This window comes from Micromonospora sp. NPDC047557 (assembly GCF_043205095.1).
GTDB lineage: Bacteria > Actinomycetota > Actinomycetes > Mycobacteriales > Micromonosporaceae > Micromonospora.
Genome location: NZ_JBIDDK010000025.1, coordinates 1 through 19,430 on the forward strand (window position 1 = coordinate 1; position 19,430 = coordinate 19,430).

General features: G+C 72.4%; 14 protein-coding genes and 1 pseudogene. 7 read left to right on the top strand and 8 right to left on the bottom strand.

From position 1 onward, the window contains the following. Nucleotides 1–889: 889 nt before the first annotated feature. On the bottom strand, nt 890–2,617 hold the full coding sequence (locus tag ACGGAQ_RS31805) for a beta-N-acetylhexosaminidase (protein ID WP_393055805.1): 1,728 nt from the start codon (nt 2,615–2,617) through the stop codon (nt 890–892). 258 nt (nt 2,618–2,875) lie between these two features. Here ACGGAQ_RS31805 and ppdK point away from each other — a divergent pair, with 258 nt between their 5' ends. Continuing rightward, nucleotides 2,876–5,584 (top strand): pyruvate, phosphate dikinase, encoded by a 2,709-nt coding sequence (gene ppdK / locus ACGGAQ_RS31810; RefSeq protein ID WP_393055699.1) that lies wholly within the window; start codon nt 2,876–2,878, stop codon nt 5,582–5,584. Nucleotides 5,585–5,700: 116 nt separating this feature from the next. Here ppdK and ACGGAQ_RS31815 read toward each other — a convergent pair whose 3' ends face one another. After that, entirely contained in the window at nt 5,701–6,201 is a 501-nt protein-coding gene (locus tag ACGGAQ_RS31815) for a roadblock/LC7 domain-containing protein (protein ID WP_393055702.1), read from the bottom strand. A 247-nt stretch (nt 6,202–6,448) separates the two neighbouring features. On the opposite strand from ACGGAQ_RS31815, the gene ACGGAQ_RS31820 reads away from it, so the two are divergent. From ACGGAQ_RS31820 to ACGGAQ_RS31830, 3 genes are read left to right on the top strand one after another with little or no spacing between them, the layout of a single operon-like run. After that, the gene (locus tag ACGGAQ_RS31820; RefSeq protein ID WP_393055705.1) at nt 6,449–6,796 is read left to right on the top strand and encodes a VOC family protein; all 348 of its coding nucleotides are present in this window, start codon (nt 6,449–6,451) and stop codon (nt 6,794–6,796) included. Then, nucleotides 6,793–8,046, top strand: a complete 1,254-nt coding sequence (locus ACGGAQ_RS31825) for a deoxyguanosinetriphosphate triphosphohydrolase (RefSeq protein ID WP_393055708.1) — start codon at nt 6,793–6,795, stop codon at nt 8,044–8,046. Before ACGGAQ_RS31820 ends, ACGGAQ_RS31825 begins: the two co-directional genes overlap by 4 nt. A gap of 14 nt (nt 8,047–8,060) precedes the next feature. Then, nucleotides 8,061–8,894 (top strand): siderophore-interacting protein, encoded by an 834-nt coding sequence (locus tag ACGGAQ_RS31830; RefSeq protein WP_393055711.1) that lies wholly within the window; start codon nt 8,061–8,063, stop codon nt 8,892–8,894. Between the two features lie 64 nt (nt 8,895–8,958). Here ACGGAQ_RS31830 and ACGGAQ_RS31835 read toward each other — a convergent pair whose 3' ends face one another. The 3 genes from ACGGAQ_RS31835 to ACGGAQ_RS31845 all read right to left on the bottom strand — a co-directional run bounded on the left by ACGGAQ_RS31835 (nt 8,959) and on the right by ACGGAQ_RS31845 (nt 12,096). After that, nucleotides 8,959–10,071 (bottom strand): sensor histidine kinase, encoded by a 1,113-nt coding sequence (locus ACGGAQ_RS31835; RefSeq protein ID WP_393055713.1) that lies wholly within the window; start codon nt 10,069–10,071, stop codon nt 8,959–8,961. Then, nucleotides 10,064–10,759: a response regulator transcription factor gene (locus ACGGAQ_RS31840; RefSeq protein WP_393055716.1), complete on the bottom strand. Its 696-nt coding sequence runs from the start codon at nt 10,757–10,759 to the stop codon at nt 10,064–10,066. The genes ACGGAQ_RS31835 and ACGGAQ_RS31840 overlap by 8 nt, the downstream gene beginning before the upstream one ends. A 65-nt stretch (nt 10,760–10,824) precedes the next feature. Beyond that, the gene (locus ACGGAQ_RS31845) at nt 10,825–12,096 is read right to left on the bottom strand and encodes a serine hydrolase domain-containing protein (protein ID WP_393055719.1); all 1,272 of its coding nucleotides are present in this window, start codon (nt 12,094–12,096) and stop codon (nt 10,825–10,827) included. 164 nt (nt 12,097–12,260) lie between these two features. On the opposite strand from ACGGAQ_RS31845, the pseudogene dnaG reads away from it, so the two are divergent. After that, nucleotides 12,261–14,163: pseudogene (dnaG, locus tag ACGGAQ_RS31850) on the top strand (DNA primase). Further along, entirely contained in the window at nt 14,164–14,700 is a 537-nt protein-coding gene (locus ACGGAQ_RS31855; protein ID WP_393055722.1) for a hypothetical protein, read from the top strand. A gap of 7 nt (nt 14,701–14,707) precedes the next feature. Here ACGGAQ_RS31855 and ACGGAQ_RS31860 read toward each other — a convergent pair whose 3' ends face one another. Continuing rightward, the gene (locus ACGGAQ_RS31860; RefSeq protein ID WP_393055724.1) at nt 14,708–15,721 is read right to left on the bottom strand and encodes a TAXI family TRAP transporter solute-binding subunit; all 1,014 of its coding nucleotides are present in this window, start codon (nt 15,719–15,721) and stop codon (nt 14,708–14,710) included. Next, the gene (locus ACGGAQ_RS31865; protein WP_393055727.1) at nt 15,685–17,952 is read right to left on the bottom strand and encodes a TRAP transporter permease; all 2,268 of its coding nucleotides are present in this window, start codon (nt 17,950–17,952) and stop codon (nt 15,685–15,687) included. Before ACGGAQ_RS31865 ends, ACGGAQ_RS31860 begins: the two co-directional genes overlap by 37 nt. A 164-nt stretch (nt 17,953–18,116) precedes the next feature. Between ACGGAQ_RS31865 and ACGGAQ_RS31870 the strand changes: the two genes are divergently transcribed. After that, on the top strand, nt 18,117–19,049 hold the full coding sequence (locus ACGGAQ_RS31870; RefSeq protein ID WP_393055729.1) for an ABC transporter ATP-binding protein: 933 nt from the start codon (nt 18,117–18,119) through the stop codon (nt 19,047–19,049). A 91-nt stretch (nt 19,050–19,140) separates the two neighbouring features. Here ACGGAQ_RS31870 and ACGGAQ_RS31875 read toward each other — a convergent pair whose 3' ends face one another. Then, entirely contained in the window at nt 19,141–19,383 is a 243-nt protein-coding gene (locus ACGGAQ_RS31875) for a flavin reductase (RefSeq protein WP_393055732.1), read from the bottom strand. Nucleotides 19,384–19,430 lie beyond the last annotated feature (47 nt).

The following is a 19,430-nucleotide window of genomic DNA, read 5'->3' on the forward strand; positions in this document are numbered from 1 at the left end:
CCGCCGGTGAAGGCGAGGCCAGCAGCGGTCAGAGCGGTCTTACGCATCAGATCGGTACGCATGATGGCGTGCTCCTCTGCATCAGGGGGATACGCAACGACACACACAAACTCGGGGGGTGTGTGCCGGGCGGAAAAAGTTCACGGCGGGACGTGGTCCGGCGGCCCGGCGGGGGCCTGCACGGGGGGTGTCCCGGGGGGTGGTGCAACGGTCCGGGGTGGCGAGTCATTCCGCATTTCCGGACGACGCCGGCCGGTGGTGCTCGGCGGTGCGGGGGGTGTAACCGTGGCGGCCGGGTGGGTGTTCCCGGCGGCTGTCACCCGGGCCGGGCTAGTGGTGCTGCTCGGCGGTGCGGGGGGTGTAACCGTGGCGGCCGGGCGGGTGTTCCCGGCGGCTGTCACCCGGGCCGGGCTAGTGGTGCTGCTCGGCGGTGCGGGGGATGTAACCGTGGCGGCCGGGCGGGTGTTCCCGGCGGCTGCCGTGCGCCGCTAGCCCGTAGGTCGCGGCGCCATGCCAGGTATAACGACCCCGCCGGGTCCCCGATTCCGCCCCCAGGGTGGCGCCCGCCACGGGACGCCACCACCCAAACCCCCTACACCGCCCAACGGAAACGGACATCCGCCACCACCCGGGTTTGATCGACTCGACTTCGGCGAAGTCGGGGTATCCGGGCGCCCGGGACACCCCGACATCACCGAACCCGAGTCGATCACCACCGCGCGGCCCCACGGCCACCTGGATGATCGTGCTCGATCCAGGAAACAGGGGCCTCACCACGCGGGCGAGGCCACTACATCCAGGATCGAGCACGATCATGCCCGCCGAGACGTGCGTGCACGGTGTCCGTCGGCGCACGCCGCTGACCGCGACCTCGCGGTGTGCCGCGCCTTCAGTGGGTTGTCGGGTCGTCTTGGGGCGCGCGGTGTTGGCGGGGGATGGTGGGGGTCGCCGGCCAGGGGATCTCGGGGGAGCGGTGGAAGGTGATCCCGGCGGTGGACCAGCGTGGCCCGTGCCCGGCCAGGCGCTCGCGGAATCCGGCCCAGTCGTGCGCGGCCCGGGGCGACCAGCCGAGCTCGGCGATGGCGGGCAACCGGGGGAACAGCATGAACTCGATGTCGGCGAGCGAGGTGACCGACTCGGTCCACAGCGGGGCCTCCACGCCCAGGACGGCCGTGGTGGGAACGTCGGCGACGTGCGTGCCCGGATCCCAGTCGTACGCTCGCCGTACGTCGATGAGGCCGGCCCAGTCGTGCCCGATCGGGGTGTCCTCGGCGTACTTCATGTCCAGGTACGCGTGGTTGCCGGGGGACAGGATCAGCCGAGCGCCCCGCCGCACCGCGTCGGCCGTGGTGGGATCTTCGGCGTCGGTGCCCCACCACTGCAGGACCCGCCCGTCGAGGTGCGCCGCCGGAGCGAGCTGGTGCCAGCCCACCACAGCCTTGCCGGTGTCGGCGACGATCCGCTGCGCCCTCTCCACGAAACCGGTGTAGACCGCACCCTTGACCTTGAACGCCTCGTCGCCGCCGATGTGCAGCCACGGCCCGGGGGTGAGGGCGGCCACCTCGCCGAGCACGTCGGCGATGAAGTCGTACGTCTGCTCGTCGGCCGGGTCGACGTAGCTGAAGCCGACCTCGGTGCCGGTGTACGGCGGCGGCGCGAGCTTGTCCGGTGCGAGCTGCGGGTACGCGACGAGCGCCGCGTTGGTGTGGCCGGGCAGGTCGATCTCCGGGACCAGCGTGACGTGCCGGGCGGCCGCGTGGGAGACGATCCGCCGGTAGTCGGCCTTGGTGTAGTGCCCGCCGGGGCCGCCGCCGACCTCGCTCGCCCCGCCGACGGTGGCCAGCTTCGGCCAGGAGTCGACGGCGATGCGCCACCCCTGGTCGTCGGTGAGGTGCAGGTGCAGGTGGTTGAGCTTGTAGCGGGCGAGGTGGTCGATCACCCGCAGGACGTCCTCGACGGCGAAGAAGTGTCGCGCCACGTCGAGCATCGCGCCCCGGTAGGGGAAGCGGGGCCGGTCCAGGATCGTGCCGCCGGGCAGCGCCCAGCGCGTGGTCACCGGCGTCGGGCTCTCCACGGCGGCGGGGAGCAGCTGCCGGAGCGTCTGTACGCCGTAGAAGAGACCGGCTGCGGTGTCGGCGACGAGGCGTACCTCGGCGGTGGTCACGTCGAGCCGGTAGCCCTCCGCCCCGAGGTCGGTGGTCGGGCGCTCGGTGGCGGGGGCCGGGCTGGCGGGCGTGGCGGCCAGGGTGAGCGTCAGCGGGCCGGTCGGCCCGACCGCACGGGTGTCGGCGACCGGCAGGAGGAACCCGGTTGCCGGTCGGAGCAGCTCGGCGAGGTGGTCGGCCACCGGGCGGGCGCCCGGGTGGGCGGTGACCCGGATGGCGGTGTCCTCGGTGAGCACGAAGGACGCGGTGGGGTCCGCTTCGACCCGTTCCGGTGCCGGTACGACGCTGTCGAGGCGTACCGCGGGGGCGAGCAGGTCGTCGCCGGCCGCCCGCGCGGCGAGCACAGCCAGGTCGCCGGCCTCCGGCTGGTGCGCGGGCACGGCGGCCGAGTCGGCGACGGTGGCCGTCGGGGTCGGCTCGGGGGCGGGGGAGGAGAGCGGAAGGGATGACACCACGACGGCTCCGGAGGGGGTTATTCGCGTCGGATATGGCAAAAGTGAGCTTCGGCAGAACCAGTGCCGTCAAGAATACGAGGACCGGCGGAGATGCGTGATCGTGCGCATGGAAGCGTTCCCAAAAACCGGTACGAACGCGGATAGTCGTGATGGCTGTGCCTATTGTCACCGAACGGTCCCAGGCCACCCGATCTTCGCTTAACCTTCGCCCTGAACCTTCGTTAAGTGTCAATCCGGCGCGCGTGGGAGGCTCTGGTGGCAGCGCAAGAGACCGACGAACACAAGTACGTCTACGACTTCTCCGAGGGCAACAAGGATCTCAAGGACCTGCTCGGCGGCAAGGGGGCCAACCTCGCCGAGATGACCAACCTCGGTCTGCCCGTCCCGCCCGGCTTCACCATCACGACCGAGGCCTGCCAGGCGTACCTCGCGACCGGGCGGGAGCCGGACGGGCTCGCCGGTCAGATCGAGGCGCACCTGGAGTCGCTGGAACGGGCGATGGGTAAGCGCCTCGGCGACCCGGGGGACCCGCTGCTGGTGTCCGTCCGCTCCGGGGCCAAGTTCTCCATGCCCGGCATGATGGAGACCGTCCTCAACGTCGGCCTCAACGACCAGAGCGTGGTCGGGCTCTCCGCGCAGGCGGGGGGCAACGACAGGTTCGCCTGGGACTCCTACCGCCGGCTGATCCAGATGTTCGGCAAGACCGTCTGCGAGGTGCCGGGCGAGGAGTTCGAGCACGCCCTCGACGAGGCCAAGAGCGCCAAGGGCACCCACAACGACCTCGACCTGGACGCGGACGACCTGCGCGGGCTGGTCGACGCGTACAAGAAGATCTTCGCCAAGCACACCGGCCGGGAGTTCCCGCAGCAGCCGCGGGAGCAGCTCGACCTGGCCATCCGGGCGGTCTTCGAGTCGTGGAACGCCGAGCGCGCGGTGCTCTACCGCCGCCAGGAGCGCATCCCGGCCGACCTCGGCACCGCGGTCAACGTGGTGACCATGGTCTTCGGCAACCTCGGCCCCGACTCGGGCACCGGCGTCGCCTTCACCCGCGACCCGGGCAGCGGCGCGCAGGGCATCTACGGCGACTACCTGGCCAACGCCCAGGGCGAGGACGTGGTCGCCGGCATCCGCAACACCGTGCCGTTGCAGGAGCTGGAGCAGCTCGACAAGAAGTCCTACGACGAGTTGCTCTCGTTCATGGCCCGGCTGGAGGAGCACTACCGGGATCTGTGCGACATCGAGTTCACCATCGAACGCGGCAAGCTGTGGATGTTGCAGACCCGGGTCGGCAAGCGCACCGCCGCCGCCGCGTTCGTCATCGCCGGGCAGCTCATCGACGAGGGCCTGATCGACCTGGACGAGGCGCTGCACCGGGTCAACGGCGCACAGCTCGCCCAGCTCATGTTCCCCCGCTTCCAGCTCGACCACGAGTTCGAGGCGGTCGCCACGGGCATCGGCGCCTCACCGGGTGCGGCGTCCGGCACGGTGGTCTTCACCTCTGCGCGGGCCGTCGAGCTGGCTGCCGAGGGCAAGTCGGTGATCCTGGTCCGCCGCGAGACCAACCCGGACGACCTGAACGGCATGATCGCCGCCAAGGGCATTCTCACCTCGCGCGGCGGCAAGACCAGCCACGCCGCCGTGGTGGCCCGGGGAATGGGCAAGACCTGCGTCTCCGGCGCCGACGCGATCGACGTCAACGTGCCGGCGAAGCGGTTCACCGTGGCCGGGCGGACCGTCAACGAGGGCGACGTCGTCTCCATCGACGGCACCACCGGCAAGGTGTACCTCGGTGAGGTGCCGGTCATGCCGTCGGAGGTCGTGCAGTACTTCGAGGGCAGCCTCGACCCCGAGCACATCGACAACGCGCTCGTCCGGGCCGTACACCGGATCATGACGCACGCCGACGGCAGGCGGCGGCTGGCGGTCCGCACGAACGCCGACACCGGCGCGGACGCCGCCCGTGCCCGGCGCTTCGGCGCCGAGGGCATCGGGCTGTGCCGCACCGAGCACATGTTCCTCGGCGAGCGGCGGGAGCTGGTCGAGCGGCTGATCCTGGCGCGCGCCGCGGACGAGCGGGAGGCCGCGCTGGAGGCGCTTCTGCCGTTGCAGCGGGCCGACTTCGTGGAGATCTTCCGCGAGATGGACGGGCTGCCGGTCACCGTCCGGCTGATCGACCCCCCGCTGCACGAGTTCCTGCCACCGTTGGAGCAGCTCGCCGTCAACGTCGCGGTCGCGCAGGAACGCGGCGAGGACGTGGCCAAGGAGGAGGCGTTGCTCGCCGCCGTCCGGCGGATGCACGAGGAGAACCCGATGCTCGGGCTGCGCGGCGTCCGCCTCGGCCTGGTCATCCCCGGCCTGTTCGCGATGCAGGTCCGGGCCATCGCGGAGGCGGCGGTGACCTGCGCCCGGGAGGGCCGGGTGGCCAAGCCGGAGATCATGGTGCCGCTCGTCGGCGCCGTGCAGGAGCTGGAGACGGTACGCGCCGAGGCCGAGAAGATCATCGCCGAGGTGGTCGGTGACAGCGGCGTCGAGGTGCTGATCGGCACCATGATCGAGGTGCCCCGGGCGGCGCTGACCGCCGGACAGATCGCCGAGGCGGCCGAGTTCTTCTCCTTCGGCACCAACGACCTGACCCAGATGGGCTGGGGCTTCTCCCGCGACGACGTCGAGGGCGCGTTCTTCTGGCGCTACCTGGAGCTGGGCATCTTCGGCATCTCGCCGTTCGAGTCGATCGACCGCGACGGCGTGGGCCGGCTGGTGCGGATCGCTGCCGAGGAGGGCCGGGCCGCCCGTCCCGGGCTGAAGCTCGGTGTCTGCGGTGAGCACGGCGGCGACCCGGACTCGGTGCACTTCTTCCACGAGGTCGGCCTGGACTACGTGTCCTGCTCGCCGTTCCGGGTGCCGGTGGCCCGCCTGGAGGCCGGCCGGGCGGCCGTGGAGACCGACGGGTCGGACAGCCGCTGACGCGGACGCTGGCGGCGGCCCGGACGACCGGGCCGCCGCCAGCGCGCCCTGATCGGCGATGGGCCGGGCCGTCGCTGGCGTGCCCAGATCTGCGGCGGGCCGACCGTCGTCGGCGCTCAGATCGGCGGGCGACGCCAGGTGGGTCGGGCCGAGCGGCGCAGCTGCGTCGGCAGGGTCGCCATCGGGGTACGCACGGCCAGCGGCGCGTGCGCGTCGGGCATCGCCGTGGCGCCGATCCCGCCGCCGCGATTGTCCAGCACACGGCCTGCCCGGTGTGCCACCGCCCGGGCCTCCTCGTGCAGTCCTTCCAGATCCTTGGCTGCCGACCCGGTGACAAGTGTCAGCAGGGCGCTGCGTCCGGCCGGGTAGGTGACCACGCAGCCGTCGGTGGTGCAGACCACCGACTCGCGGAACTCGCCCCGGCGGACCGTGTCGGCGACCCGGTGACCGAGCCCGTAGCTGGCCGCGGCGAGCGCGGCGAGGTGGGTGGCGTCGGTGCTCGGCAGATCGCTGGAGATGAGCAGCCCGTCGGTACCGGCCAGGACGGCGCCGGCGACCTCGGGCCGGCGTCGACGCAGCCCGAGCAGTTCCGTTCCCACCACCGTGTCTGCATCCACGAGCGTCTCCCTAGCGGTCGGCTCCGCGTCTCGGTCGGTTGGTCACTTTCCGCGTTGGGAACGCTACCGGTGGCCACTTCCGCCCGCGAGCCCGTAACCCAGGGCGATCGGTCCACAACTGGGAACCGATCGGCGGTTGCGCAGGTTCCGGTGCTGCGTCGCGGGCAGGCCGAGCGGCATCGGCGGGCGTAACCTTGGCTCGCTCACACGGCCGACTGTGTCCGCCGTCGACGGGAAAGGTGGTTGTATGACCAGCGTCTGGGAGAACCTGACCATCGACGCCCGCGATCCGGCCCGACTGGCCCGCTGGTGGGCCGAGGCGCTCGGATACCAGGTCGTCACCGAGAGACCGGACGAGGTGGAGATCCGCCAGTCCGCCGACCGCCTTCCCGGGCTGGTCTTCGTGCCGGTGACCGACGGCAAGGAGCGTAAGAACCGGTTGCACCTCGACCTCCGCCCGGTCGACCAGGAAGCCGAGGTCGAGCGTCTGGTCGACATGGGCGCCCGGCACGTCGACATCGGCCAGGGCGACGTCGAGTGGACGGTCCTGGCCGATCCGGAGGGCAACGAGTTCTGCGTCCTGCGTCAGAAGTGAACCGCGCGGACGCCCGGCTGGTCCAGGAGCCGCCCAAGGACACCGGCCACCGCCGGTCGCCGTACGAGCGTGACCGGGCCCGGGTGCTGCACTCCGCGGCGTTTCGCCGGCTGGCCACCAAGACCCAGGTGCACACCGCCGGCACCGACGACTTCCTGCGGACCCGGTTGACCCACTCGCTGGAGGTGGCCCAGATCGCCCGGGAGATGGGCGCCCGGCTGGGCTGCGACCCGGACGTGGTGGACGTCGCCGGGCTCGCCCACGACCTCGGGCACCCGCCGTTCGGGCACAACGGCGAGGCCGCTCTGGACCTGCTCGCCGCGCCCTGCGGCGGGTTCGAGGGCAACGCGCAGACGCTGCGGGTGCTGACCCGACTGGAGGCGAAGGTGCTCGCCCCGGACGGTTCGTCGGCCGGGCTGAACCTCACCCGGGCGTCGCTCGACGCGATCGGCAAGTACCCCTGGCCGCGCCGCGACGGGCAGCGCAAGTTCGGGGTGTACGCCGACGACGCGGCGGTCTTCGGCTGGATCCGGGCCGGTGCGCCCGGCGACCGGCGCTGCCTGGAGGCGCAGGTGATGGACTGGGCCGACGATGTGGCGTACTCGGTGCACGACGTGGAGGACGGCATCCACGGCGGGTACGTCGCGCTGCGCCCGCTGCTCGCGGACGCCGACGAGCGGGCCGCGCTCTGCGCCGACGTGGCCGCCGCCTACTCCGGGGAGTCTCCGGCCGACCTGGCCGAGGTGCTTGTCGAGCTGCTGGCTGACCCGCTGCTCGCCCCCCTCGTCGGGTACGACGGCAGCCACCGCGCCCAGGTCGCGCTGAAGGCCACCACGAGCGGCCTGACCGGTCGGTTCGTGTCGGCGGCGGTCGCGGCTACCGAGGAGCGGTACGGCCCCGGGCCGCACCGCCGCTACGCCGCCGATCTGGTGGTGCCAAGGAGGGTCCGGGCCCAGTGCGCGCTGCTCAAGGGCATCGCCCTGCGCTACGTGATGCGGCGCACCGGCTTCCGGGGTCGTTACGAGCGGCAGCGGACGATGCTGGCCGAGCTGGCGGCGGCGCTTGTCGGACGGGCCCCGGACGGCCTCGACCCGGTGTTCGCCCCGCTGTGGCGGGCCGCGCCGGACGACGCCGCCCGGCTGCGCGTGGTGATCGACCAGATCGCCTCGCTCACCGACCCGGCGGCGATGAGCTGGCACACCCGTCTGGTCGGCGGCGGCGCACCGCCGGAGGCGACCACAGCAACTTAGGCTAACCTAAGTGCATGACGGAACGCCCAAGGAACGTCACCTCGGTCCAGGTGCTGCGCACCGAGCGACCCACCCCGCACCTGATCCGGCTCGTCCTCGGTGGGGACGAGCTGACCGGCCTGCCGGTGGGCGAGTTCACCGACCACTACATCAAGCTGGTCTTTCCGCAGCCCGGCGTCGCGTACGCGCAGCCGCTGGACCTCGCCGCGATCCGCCGGGACCTGCCCCGGGAGCAGTGGCCCCGGCTGCGCGCCTACACCGTACGGCGGTGGGACCCGCTGGCCGGGGAGCTGACCGTGGACGTGGTGCACCACGGCGACGAGGGGCTGGCCGGCCCGTGGGCCGCAGCGCTGCGCCCGGGTGACCCGGTGCACTTCGTCGGCCCCGGCGGGGCGTACGCGCCGGACCCGGACGCGGACTGGCACCTCCTGATCGGCGACGAGAGCGCCCTGCCGGCGATCGCCGCCGCCCTGGAACGGCTGCCGATGGGCGCTCCGGCCCGGGTGTTCGTCGAGATCGCCGACCCGGCCGACGAGCAGCAGTTGCTCAGCCCCGGCGCCGTGGAGCTGACCTGGCTGCACCGGGGGCAGCGCCCGGTGGGCGACGCCCTGGTGGCGGCGGTGCGGGAGCTGGAGTTCCCGCCCGGTTCGGTGCACGCCTTCGTGCACGGCGAGGCGACGTTCGTCCGGGAGTTGCGCCGGCTGCTGCGCGGCGAGCGGGGCGTGCCCGCCGACCGGCTCTCCATCTCCGGCTACTGGCGGCGCGGCATGGACGACGAGGGCTGGCGCTCGACGAAGCCCGACTGGAACCGGCAGGTCGAGGCGGAGGAGACCACCGCGCCCGTTTGACACGACCTGCTCGGGGCGGCCGAGCCGGGTTCCAGGTTGTGCAGGTCGACGCCGACGTCGGCTCCTACGACGTGCCGGGAAGCCGGACCGTGACGAGGAGACCGCCGTCCGGGCCGGGGACGAGGTCGAGGGTCCCGTGGTGGGCGCGAACGATGCTGTGCACGATGGCCAGGCCGAGACCGACGCCCGTGGGTCCGTCGGTGCGCACGCGTTCCGTCGCGCGCTGGAACGGTTCGACGAGGAGCGGCACCAACTCCGGTGGGAGCCGACGACCCGTGTTCTCGACCCGCAGCACGCTGGTGCCGCCGTGCGCCTCGGTGCGGACCGTCACCGTGCCGCCGTCGGGAAGGTTGTGGACGAGGGCGTTCTGCACAAGGTTCGTCACCATCTGCAGCAGGAGTTCGGCGGAGCCGCTGGCCGGGGCAGCGCCGCCGGTGACCTCGAGCGTGATCCGGCGCTGCTCGGCGAGGGGGAGCAGCGTTTCGGCGGCCTCCTCGGCGAGGAGGGAGAGGTCGACGCTCTCGCGGGCGAAGTCTCCGCGGTCGCCCCGGCTGAGCAGCAGGAGGGCCTCGGTGAGGTCGATCGCCCGCTTGTTGGCGGCGTGCAGTCGTTCGAGCAGTTCGTCCCGGCCCCGGGCGGGGTTCCTGCGGGCGACGTCGAGCAGGGTCCGCGAGATCGCGAGCGGGGTGCGCAGTTCGTGGGAGGCGTTCGCGGCGAACCTCTGCTGCTCGGCGACGTGGGACTCCAGTCGTTCGAGCATCGAGTCGAACGCGTCGGAGAGTTCCCGGAACTCGTCCCGGCGGCCCGCCATGCGGGTGCGGTGGGACAGCGATCCGCCTGCGGCCAGGCGGGTGGCCTGGGTGATGCGGGCCAGCGGCGCGAGCATCCGCCCGGCGAGGATCCAGCCGCCCAGAAGGCCGAAGATCAGCAGGACGGCCAGCACCACCGCTGCTCTGGGGACGAAGGCGCGCAGCAGGTCGGAGCGGTTCGGCACGAACAGCGCAGGGGGGCCGGGGTGGCCGGGCCCGGGTGGCTGCGGGAGGGCGATCTCCTCGGGCACGTAACGCAGCAGGAACACCCACACGGTGCCGAGGAGTAGCGCGCCGGCCAGCATGACGAACCCGGCATAGCTGAGGGTCATCCTGAGCCGGACGCTCAGACCGGGCGCCCTAGCCATGGCCCCCACCCTCCCGCCCGGCGTCGGGTCCGGTGTCGATGCGGTAGCCGACGCCGGGCACGGTGGCGATGATCCACGGTTCTCCGAGCCGTTTGCGTAGTGCGGAGACGGTGATGCGTACGGCGTTGGTGAAGGGGTTGGCGTTCTGGTCCCAGGCCCGTTCCAGCAGTTCTTCGGCGCTGACGACGCCGCCCTCCGCGGCGACGAGGACCTCCAGCACTGCGAACTGCTTGCGGGTGAGCGCGACGTAGCGTCCGTCACGGAAGACCTCCCGGCGGAAGGGGTCGAGCCGCAGGCCCGCCAGCTCGCGAACCGGGGGCCGGGTGTGCCCGCGCCTGCGGTCGAGCGCCTTGAGGCGGAGCACGAGTTCCCGAAGGTCGAAGGGCTTGGTGAGGTAGTCGTCGGCGCCGATCTCGAACCCGGAGGCCTTGTCGTCGATCCGGTCGGCGGCGGTGAGCATGAGGATCGGGATGCCGCTGCCGGAGGCGACGATGTGCCGGGCGATCTCGTCGCCGGAGGGGCCGGGGATGTCCCGGTCGAGGACCGCGAGGTCGTAGGAGTTGACGCCGAGCAGTTCCAGGGCGGAATTGCCGTCTCCGGCGATGTCGGCGGCAATCGCCTCCTGCCGCAGCCCGTCCCGGACGGCCTCGGCCAGGTGCGGCTCGTCCTCCACGATCAGTACGCGCATGCCTGCACCCTAGGATCGGGCGGCTCGGCCGTGGCGCCCCGCAGCACGATCCTGCGCCGGGCCACTCAGCCGCCGTTCCCGCCGCCGGGCGGGGCGACCGGCCCGCCGGTGACGGCCTCGGCCTCGCGCAGGCAGACGTCCAGCATCGGCACGCCGTCGTTGTTGCTGAGGATGACGCCGACCCAGCCGGTGTCCGGGTAGATGCTCCAGTTGGCGCCGACGCCACCGGCCCCGCCGCCGCGCCCGATCACCCACTGGCCGTTGACGATGCTGACCGGCATCGTGTAGCCCGCGTACGACGTGGGCGCCGGGCCGGGGAGCTTGGCCCCGGCGAACAGGTCGGCGTAGGGCCTGTCGAGCAGCGTGCCGTCGTACAACGCCGCCGCGAACCGGACCAGGTCGGGTGCGGTGGCGAAGCCGTCGCCCGAGGCGTAACCGATGAAGCTGCGGCCCGGATTCCTGCCGAGGGTGTGCGGGTCGGTGCTGCCCTTGTCCAAGTGGCGGACGGCGTCCACCAGACTGCCGTCGGCCTGCGCCATGTAGGGGTGGGCGATGTGCCTGTCGGTGAGCCACTGGTCCCTGGTGTAGTAAGCCGAGCCCTTCATGCCGGCGCGCCCGAAGACGTGCTCGTGCACGTAGTCCCAGAACGTCATGCCGGACACGGCCTCCACGATCTGCGCGGCCATGGCCAGGCCGACGCCGCCGCCGGGCAGGTGGCCGTCGGATCCCGCGCCGGGGACCCCCACCAGCTTGGCCTGCCGTACCCACTGCTCGTGGTAGGCGTGTACCTCCTCCCGGCTGTGGAAGACGCGCTGCCAGTCCGGCATCGGGGCGTCCAGCCCGGCGGTGCCGGTGAGCACGTGATGGATGGTCACCCGCTCGGCGATCTCCCGGGGGAGGCCCGTCAGGTGGGTGCCCACCGGGTCCGCGAGCGTCACCCTGCCCTGCTGCACCAACTGGAGGATGGCCACCGACAGGAAGGGCTGGCTGCCCGAGGAGAGGTCGAACGCGACGTTCTCGTGGTTCCGGATTCCCTTCTCCCGGTCGGCCATGCCGTAGCTGCGCGACAGCACCGTCCGGCCCCGGTGCGACAGCAGCACCACGCCGGAGAATTTGCCCTCGGCGGCCAGCCGCGCCACGTACCGGTCGTAGGCCCCGCCGGGCCGGGTCTCTGGCGGGATCGGGCCGGGCCGGGCCGGGTCGGCGTGGGCCGGGCCGGCGTGGCCGGTCCCGGTACCCACCAGCGGGCCGCCGGCCGCCGCCACGCCGGCGGCGGCCATCCCGCCCCATTTGATCAGTCGCCGCCGGTCAATGCCGCGTGCGGTGTTCGGATCCATGATCATGCTCCGTTTCCGGTCGTCGAATCGTGCGCTGACGGTGCTGCGCTCCGGTCCATTCCGGTAACTCAAGCCGCCCGACCGTTGCGGGGGCGTATGCACTTTTCGATACACCCGCGATACGCCAGCCCCCGACGCCGCGTGGGTCACCCCGGCAGGGCAGGATGTACGCCGAGGGGGTGGCGCATGGCTGGGCGGATCCGGGACGAGGACATCGCACTGGTCCGGGAACGCACCTCGATCGGGGATGTGATCTCCGAGACGGTCACCCTGAAGTCCGCCGGCGGCGGCAACCTCAAGGGCCTGTGCCCGTTCCACGACGAGAAGAGCCCCTCGTTCAACGTCTCGCCGGCTCGCAACGTCTGGTACTGCTTCGGCTGCGGGGCCGGCGGCGACGCGATCAAGTTCCTGATGGACGCGGAGCACCTCAGCTTCGTCGAGTCGGTGGAGCGGCTGGCCGGGCGTGCCGGCATCCAGCTGCGCTACGTCGAGGACGACCGGAGCACCCCGCGTCCCCGCCCGCAGCAGGGTCAACGGCAGCGCCTGGTCGCCGCGCACGCCGCCGCGGTCGATTTCTACCGGGCGCAACTCAGCACCGCCGGGGCGCGGCCGGCCCGGGAGTTCCTGGCCAGACGGGGCTTCGACCGGGCCGCCGCCGAGCGCTACGGGTGCGGGTTCGCGCCGGATGGTTGGGACCTGCTCACCAAGCACCTGCGCCAGCAGGGCTTCACCCATCAGGAGCTGGTCACCGCCGGGCTGTCCCGGGAGTCCCGCTCGGGCACGCTGATCGACCGGTTCCGGCGCCGGCTGCTGTGGCCGATCCGGGACCTCGCCGGCGACGTGATCGGCTTCGGCGCGCGCAAGCTCTTCGACGACGACGACGGCCCGAAGTACCTGAACACCCCCGAGACGCCGATCTACAAGAAGTCGCACGTGCTCTACGGCATCGACCAGGCCAAGCGGGAGATCGCCAAGCAGGGCCGGGCGGTGATCGTCGAGGGTTACACCGACGTGATGGCCTGCCACCTGGCCGGGGTGACGACGGCGGTGGCGACCTGCGGCACCGCGTTCGGCGCGGACCACATCGGGGTGCTGCGCCGGCTCCTGCTGGACACCGACTCGGTGGCCGGCGAGATCATCTTCACCTTCGACGGGGACGCCGCCGGGCAGAAGGCGGCGCTGCGTGCCTTCTCCGACGACCAGCGCTTCGTGGGCCGGACCTTCATCGCGGTCAGCCCCGACAACATGGACCCGTGCGACCTGCGGTTGGCCAAGGGCGACCTGGCGGTCCGCGACCTGGTCGCTCGGCGCGAGCCCCTTGTCGACTTCGCGCTGCGCCACGAGATCAGCCGCTTCGACCTGGACACCGTCGACGGCCGGGTCGAGGCGATGCGCCGGGCCGCGCCGCTGGTCGCGCAGCTCAAAGACCGGGAGAAGCGCCCGGAGTACGTCCGCAAGCTAGCCATGGACCTCGGCATGGAGATCGAGCCGGTGCAGCGGGCGGTGCTCGCCGCCGCCAACACCCCGCCGCCCGGCGGCCGGGACGCCGCACCCGCCCCGCGATCCGCCCCATCCCGCCCCGAACCGGCGGTGGACAGCCCGCAGTCGATGGTCGAGCGTGAGGCGTTGAAGCTCGCCCTGCAACAGCCGGTGCTGGCCGGGCCGATGTTCGACGCGGTCGAGGCCACGGAATACCGCAACCCGGTGCACGTCGCCGTACGGGCTGCTGTCGCGGCGGCCGGTGGGGCCGCGTCGGCGACCGGCGGCGCCGTCTGGATCGAGAAGGTCCGCGACGCCTGCGACGACCTGGCCTCGGCGGCGCTGGTCGGCGAGCTGGCCGTGGAGCCGCTGCGGATCGACGGTGAACCGGACCCACGCTACGTGTCGATCACCATGGCTCGGGTGCAGTTCGGGTCGGTGACGGCCCGCATCCGCGACCTCAAGTCGCGCATCCAGCGGATCAACCCGGTCAACAACAAGGACGAGTACTTCGCCGCCTTCGGCGAACTGCTGTCGCTGGAGCAGCATGCCCGGGCGTTGCGCGAGCAGGCCGCGGGAGGGCTCTAGATGGGACTGTTCAGCCGCAAGCCGAAGCTGCCGCCGGCCGACCGGCCACCGTTGGCCGCCGACGAGCGGGTGCTCGCCTGGTCGGCGGCGGGCAATGGCGAGGGCGACGGGGTCGTCGTGGCCAGCAACCTCGGGCTGTGGCTGCCCGGCCGGGGGCACCGCATCGGCTGGCACGACGTCCTCAAGGCGGTCTGGTCCGGTCGGGAGCTGACCGTCACGCCCGCCGAGACGGTCGTCGAGCGCGACGGCTACACCGTGGTCGCCGACGGGCCGGCCGAGACGTACCTGCTGCTCGACCCGGGTGAGCTGCCGCACCAGGTGCGGGCACGGGTGACGCGCTCCGTCGCGTACACCGAACACCAGCCGGTGCCCGGCGGCGCGGCCCGGGTCGCGGCCCGGCGGGTGGCCGGCGTGGACGGTCTGAGCTGGACGGTCCGCCTCGATCCCGGCACACCGGCGGACGACGCGGCCCTGCTCGCCGAGACCGACCGGCTGGTCAGCGCGGCCCGCGCCGCCACGGCGCCGGCCGACGGCTGACCGGCCGTCACTTCGCGCCGAGGTCGTTCAGCGCCTTCTCGGCGCCGCGGTGCAGCGGCACCGGCAGGGTTCTGCGGGCCTTCTCCAGCGAGATCCCCTTGGCCGCCGGGTTGGCCTGGGCCAGGACGTCGCGCTTGTCGAACACCGTCCGGGTGATCGCGCAGGCGACGTTGGCGTCCAGGTCCTCGCGGACCAGCAGCACGTTCGGTACGACGATGGTCGGGGTGTCGGTCGCCGTCCGGTACACGTCCCGACCGATCGTGCCGGCCTGGTAGCCGGGGCTCAGCGCGGTCAGCTTCGGCAGCAGCGGCGCGATGTCGACGAACATCACCGTGTCGCCGGCGGTGGTGAACAGGTCCGTCAGGCCGCCGGTGGGCAGGCCACCGGACCAGAAGAACCCGTCGACGCTACCGTCCTTGACACCGTCGACCGTCTTGGCGAGGTCGAGCCGCTGCGCCCGGACGTCCTTGGCCGGGTCGAGTCCGGCGGCCTCCAGCAGCCGGTTCGCCATCACCTCCGTGCCGGACTTCGGGGAGCCCGTGGAGATCCGCTTGCCGCGCATGCCGGCCACCGAGGTGATTCCCGAGTCCTTACGGACCACCACCTGGGTGTAGTTGTCGTAGAGGCGGGCCAACGCCTGCACCGGCTGCGGCGCGGAGAAGCTGCCCTTGCCCTCGACCGCGTTGACCGCCGTGTCGAACAGCGAGAACGCCACGTCGTACTGGCCGCCGACCAACTGCTCGACGTTCTGCACCGAGGCGCCGGTCTCGGCGGCGGTTCCGGTGAGCTTGCCGCCGGTCGCACCGGACAACTGCCCGGCCAGGGCGTTGCCGATCGGGTAGTAGACGCCTGTCGCGTTACCGGTGGCGATGCCGACCCGGGTCTCCCGGGCCACCTCGCAGGTGACCGCGCTGGCCGTGTCGTCCTCGGCGGCGCCGCCCTGCTGGCCACCGCAGCCCGCGGTCGTGACGAGGGCGAGCACGCTCAGGCCCGCCGCGAGTCGTACGTCGATTCGTCGCACAGTTTCTCCTCTGTTGGTGTTCGCGGTCGGCCCGTGGATCCGCGTCGGACGAGCACTCCCGCTGAGGCGATGGCGGCCAGCGCCACGCCGACCGCGACCGGCACGGGTTCGAGCCAGAGCAGGGTGACGCCGGCGATGGCGCCGAGTACGCGTTCCGGGGCGCCGGCGGGACCCACGCCGGGCAGCCAGCCACCGGCGGCGACGGCCAGCACGGACACGCTGAGCGCCGTCACCACGGCGGCGAAGGCGATCCGCGGCACGCCGCCGATGCCCAGCAGACCGACGCCGGCCGGCGTGATCACGAACGCGATCGGAATCAGGTAGGCCGGCAGGGCGTAGCGCAGGGTCTGCCACATGGTCGGCACCAACCGGCCGCCGGTGACGGCCGCGGCGGCCACCGCCGCGAGCGCGGTGGGCGGGGACACCTCGGACAGGACCGCGAAGTAGAAGACGAACATCGCCGCGGCGGGCGCTGTCACGCCCAGGTCGAGCAGGGCCGGGCCGACGATCACCCAACCGATCACGAACGAGGCGGTGACCGGCACGGCCAGGCCCAGCAGGCTCAGTGCGACGGCAGCGAGCAGCGCGGTGAGCGCCAGCACGACAGTCGGGTTGGAGGTGGCCGCCTTGGCCCCGCCGACCAGCAGCGCCGCCGCCTGCGGCCCGAGGCCGGTCTTGGTGGTGGTCGCCGTGATGATGCCGGCGGCGGCGCAGACGGCGGTCACGGCGAGCGCGCCGCGCACCCCGGTGACGAGCGCGGTCATCAGCCGGGGTGGCGTGAGCCGGTGCGTACGGTCCAGGAACGAGAGCGCGGCGGCCAGGAGGGTGGCGAAGACGACCGCCCTCGTCGCGGACATGCCGACGGCGAGGAACACGACGATGGCGATCAGCGAGGCGAAGTGGTAGCCGAACCGGGCCAGCAGGCGCCACGGTGAGGCGACGTCGATCACCACCGGGCGTACGCCGGAGCGGCGGGCGTCGATCTCCACGGAGAGCAGGATGCCGAGGTAGTAGAGCACGGTCGGCACGGTTGCCCAGCTCAGCACCTGCAGGTACGAGACGCCCAGATACTCGGCGATGATGAACGCCGCCGCGCCCAGGGTGGGCGGGGAGAGAATCGCGCCCACACCGGCGGCGGCCAGCATGCCGCCCGCGCGCTCGGCCGGGTAGCCGGCGCGGCGCAGCAGCGGCCAGGTGACCGCCCCGATGCTCACCGTCGTGGCAGCCCCGGACCCGGAGACGGTGCCGAGCAGGAAGCCGGAGGCCACCGCCGTACGCCCGGCGGCGGTGCGCGAGCGGCGGAACGCCGCCGCCGACAGTTCGACGAAGAACCGCCCCGCCCCGGACAGTTCCAGAACCGCGCCGTAGATGGTGAACAGCACGATGTACGAGGCCGCCACGTCCAGCGGGGTGCCGTAGAAGCCGCTGTCGGAGTTGTAGAACGCGTCGACCAGTTGGCTGAAGTCGAGCCCGGCGTGGGCTACCGGCCAGGACTGCGGCAGCAGCCCGCCGTAGTAGCCGTAGCCGAGGAACAGCAGGCAGACCGCGGGCAGGATCCACCCGGTGGTGCGCCGGCACGCTTCGAGCAGCAGGAGCAGCAGGATGGTGCCCAGCACCAGATCCGGGGGTGCCAGCAGACCCTGCCGGTCGAGGAAGGCGTTGTAACCGCCGCCACCCGTACCCAGGGGGATCGGTAGGACGGGGTAGAGGCAGGCGGCCACCGCCAGGACGGCCAGTGCCCAGTCCACGGCGGTGGGCCGCGCCAGAGCGCGGCTGTCGCTGTCGCTTCTGCGCCGCCGCCAGGCCGGCATTCGCAGGCCCGCCGGGTGGACCAGGAAGACCGGCGGCAGCATGCCCGCCAGGAAGATGATCAAATAATATTTGCTGCCCTGCGCCAGAGGGCGGAAGACCTGCCACAGGGCGAGAAGGCCGACCGCCAGCGCCGCCGCGGTGAAGAGTAGGCCGGCCGGCCCGGACAGCACCCGGCCCGGCTTCTCGTCCTCGAACTGGGCGGCCAGCTCCCGGGTTGCACGTTCGTCAACGGCCTGAGCATCGCCGCCGAGCCGCTCGGCCGAATCGGTGCCTTCGGACGTGCTGGTGTCGGCTGAGCTGGCGTGGGGCGCTCTGGGGCGAGGTGGCGGCCCGTTCTCGGCCGGGCCGGGCTCACTGACGGGAGAGTTGGCTGGTCGTGCGGGTGGCGACGAACCGTCGGGCGAACGGGCGGGCGACACAATCGGACGATACACGTCGATTGGCTGGCGGGTGGGGCAGCGAAGAGTGTTCGTGTCCCGTCGGGACATCCACGGCCCGTGCCGCGGCCTTTCGCATGCCGGATCTGCACGCTGGGCCGGAATTTCCGTGGAAAGCTGTCGGATCCGGCCGCTAGGGTCGGGCGGTGACTTCGGGGCGACCACTGATTCAGGCTCGTGGGCTGGTGAAGCGGTTCGGCGACTTCACCGCCGTCGACGGCATCGACGTCGAGGTGCGCTCGGGTGAGGCGTTCGGTTTCCTCGGGCCCAACGGCGCCGGCAAGTCCTCCACCATGCGGATGGTCGGCTGCATCTCCCCACCGAGCGGCGGTGAGCTGCGCATCCTCGACCTGGATCCGGTCCGCGACGGGCCGGCGATCCGGGCCCGGCTCGGCGTGTGCCCGCAGATGGACAATCTCGACCCGGAGCTGAGCGTCCGGGAAAACCTCACGGTGTACGCCCGCTACTTCGGCATCTCGCGCCGGGTCGCCCGGGAACGGGCCGCCGAGCTGCTCGACTTCGTCCAGCTCACCGAGCGGGCCGACAGTAAGGTCGAGCCGCTCTCCGGTGGGATGAAGCGCCGGTTGACCATCGCCCGCGCCCTGGTCAACGACCCGGAGATCGTGCTGCTCGACGAGCCGACCACCGGGCTCGACCCGCAGGCGCGGCACCTGGTGTGGGAGCGACTGTTCCGGCTCAAGCAGCAGGGCGTGACGCTGGTGCTCACCACGCACTACATGGATGAGGCCGAGCAGCTCTGCGACCGGCTGGTGGTGATGGACGGCGGGCGGATCGTCGCCGAGGGCTCACCCCGGGCGCTGATCGAGGAGCACTCCACCCGCGAGGTGGTCGAGCTGCGCTTCGCCGCCGAGTCGCAGGAGCCGTTCGCCGGCAAGCTCGACGGTGTGGGGGAGCGGGTCGAGGTGCTGCCCGACCGCGTCCTGCTCTACGTGTCCGACGGCGACGCGGCGGTCGCCGAGGTCGGCGCGCTGGGGCTCAACCCGGCCAACGTCCTGGTGCGGCGCAGCGGCCTGGAGGACGTCTTCCTGCACCTGACCGGCCGCACCCTGGTCGACTGACGGGCCGCGCCGCCGCGATCGAGTCGCCGGCCGATCGGTGGCAGCCCAGCTGCCTTCCGGCCGGCGTGTCGACCCGCTGAGCCGCCAACGATCACCGCGCTCGGGCTCTGGCCCAGGTGAAAAAACGGTCGGTCAGCCGGTCGGGCGTGACCTGACGCCCGAGGTCCGCGTCCGCCTCCTCCCGCAGCGCGGCCAGGTAGACGAGCAGGCCGGTCCGGTTCTCGCGGTACTCGCCGAGCAGCGCCAGACGAGCTGCCGAGCACGGCCAGGCGATGCCGCAGACCCGGCAACGCCAGGACGGGCGGGCCGCCACGTGCGGCCGGTAGCGGGGCATCAGTTCCCGCCCCGGTCCCGAGCCGACCAGCGGCCCGCATCCGGGCG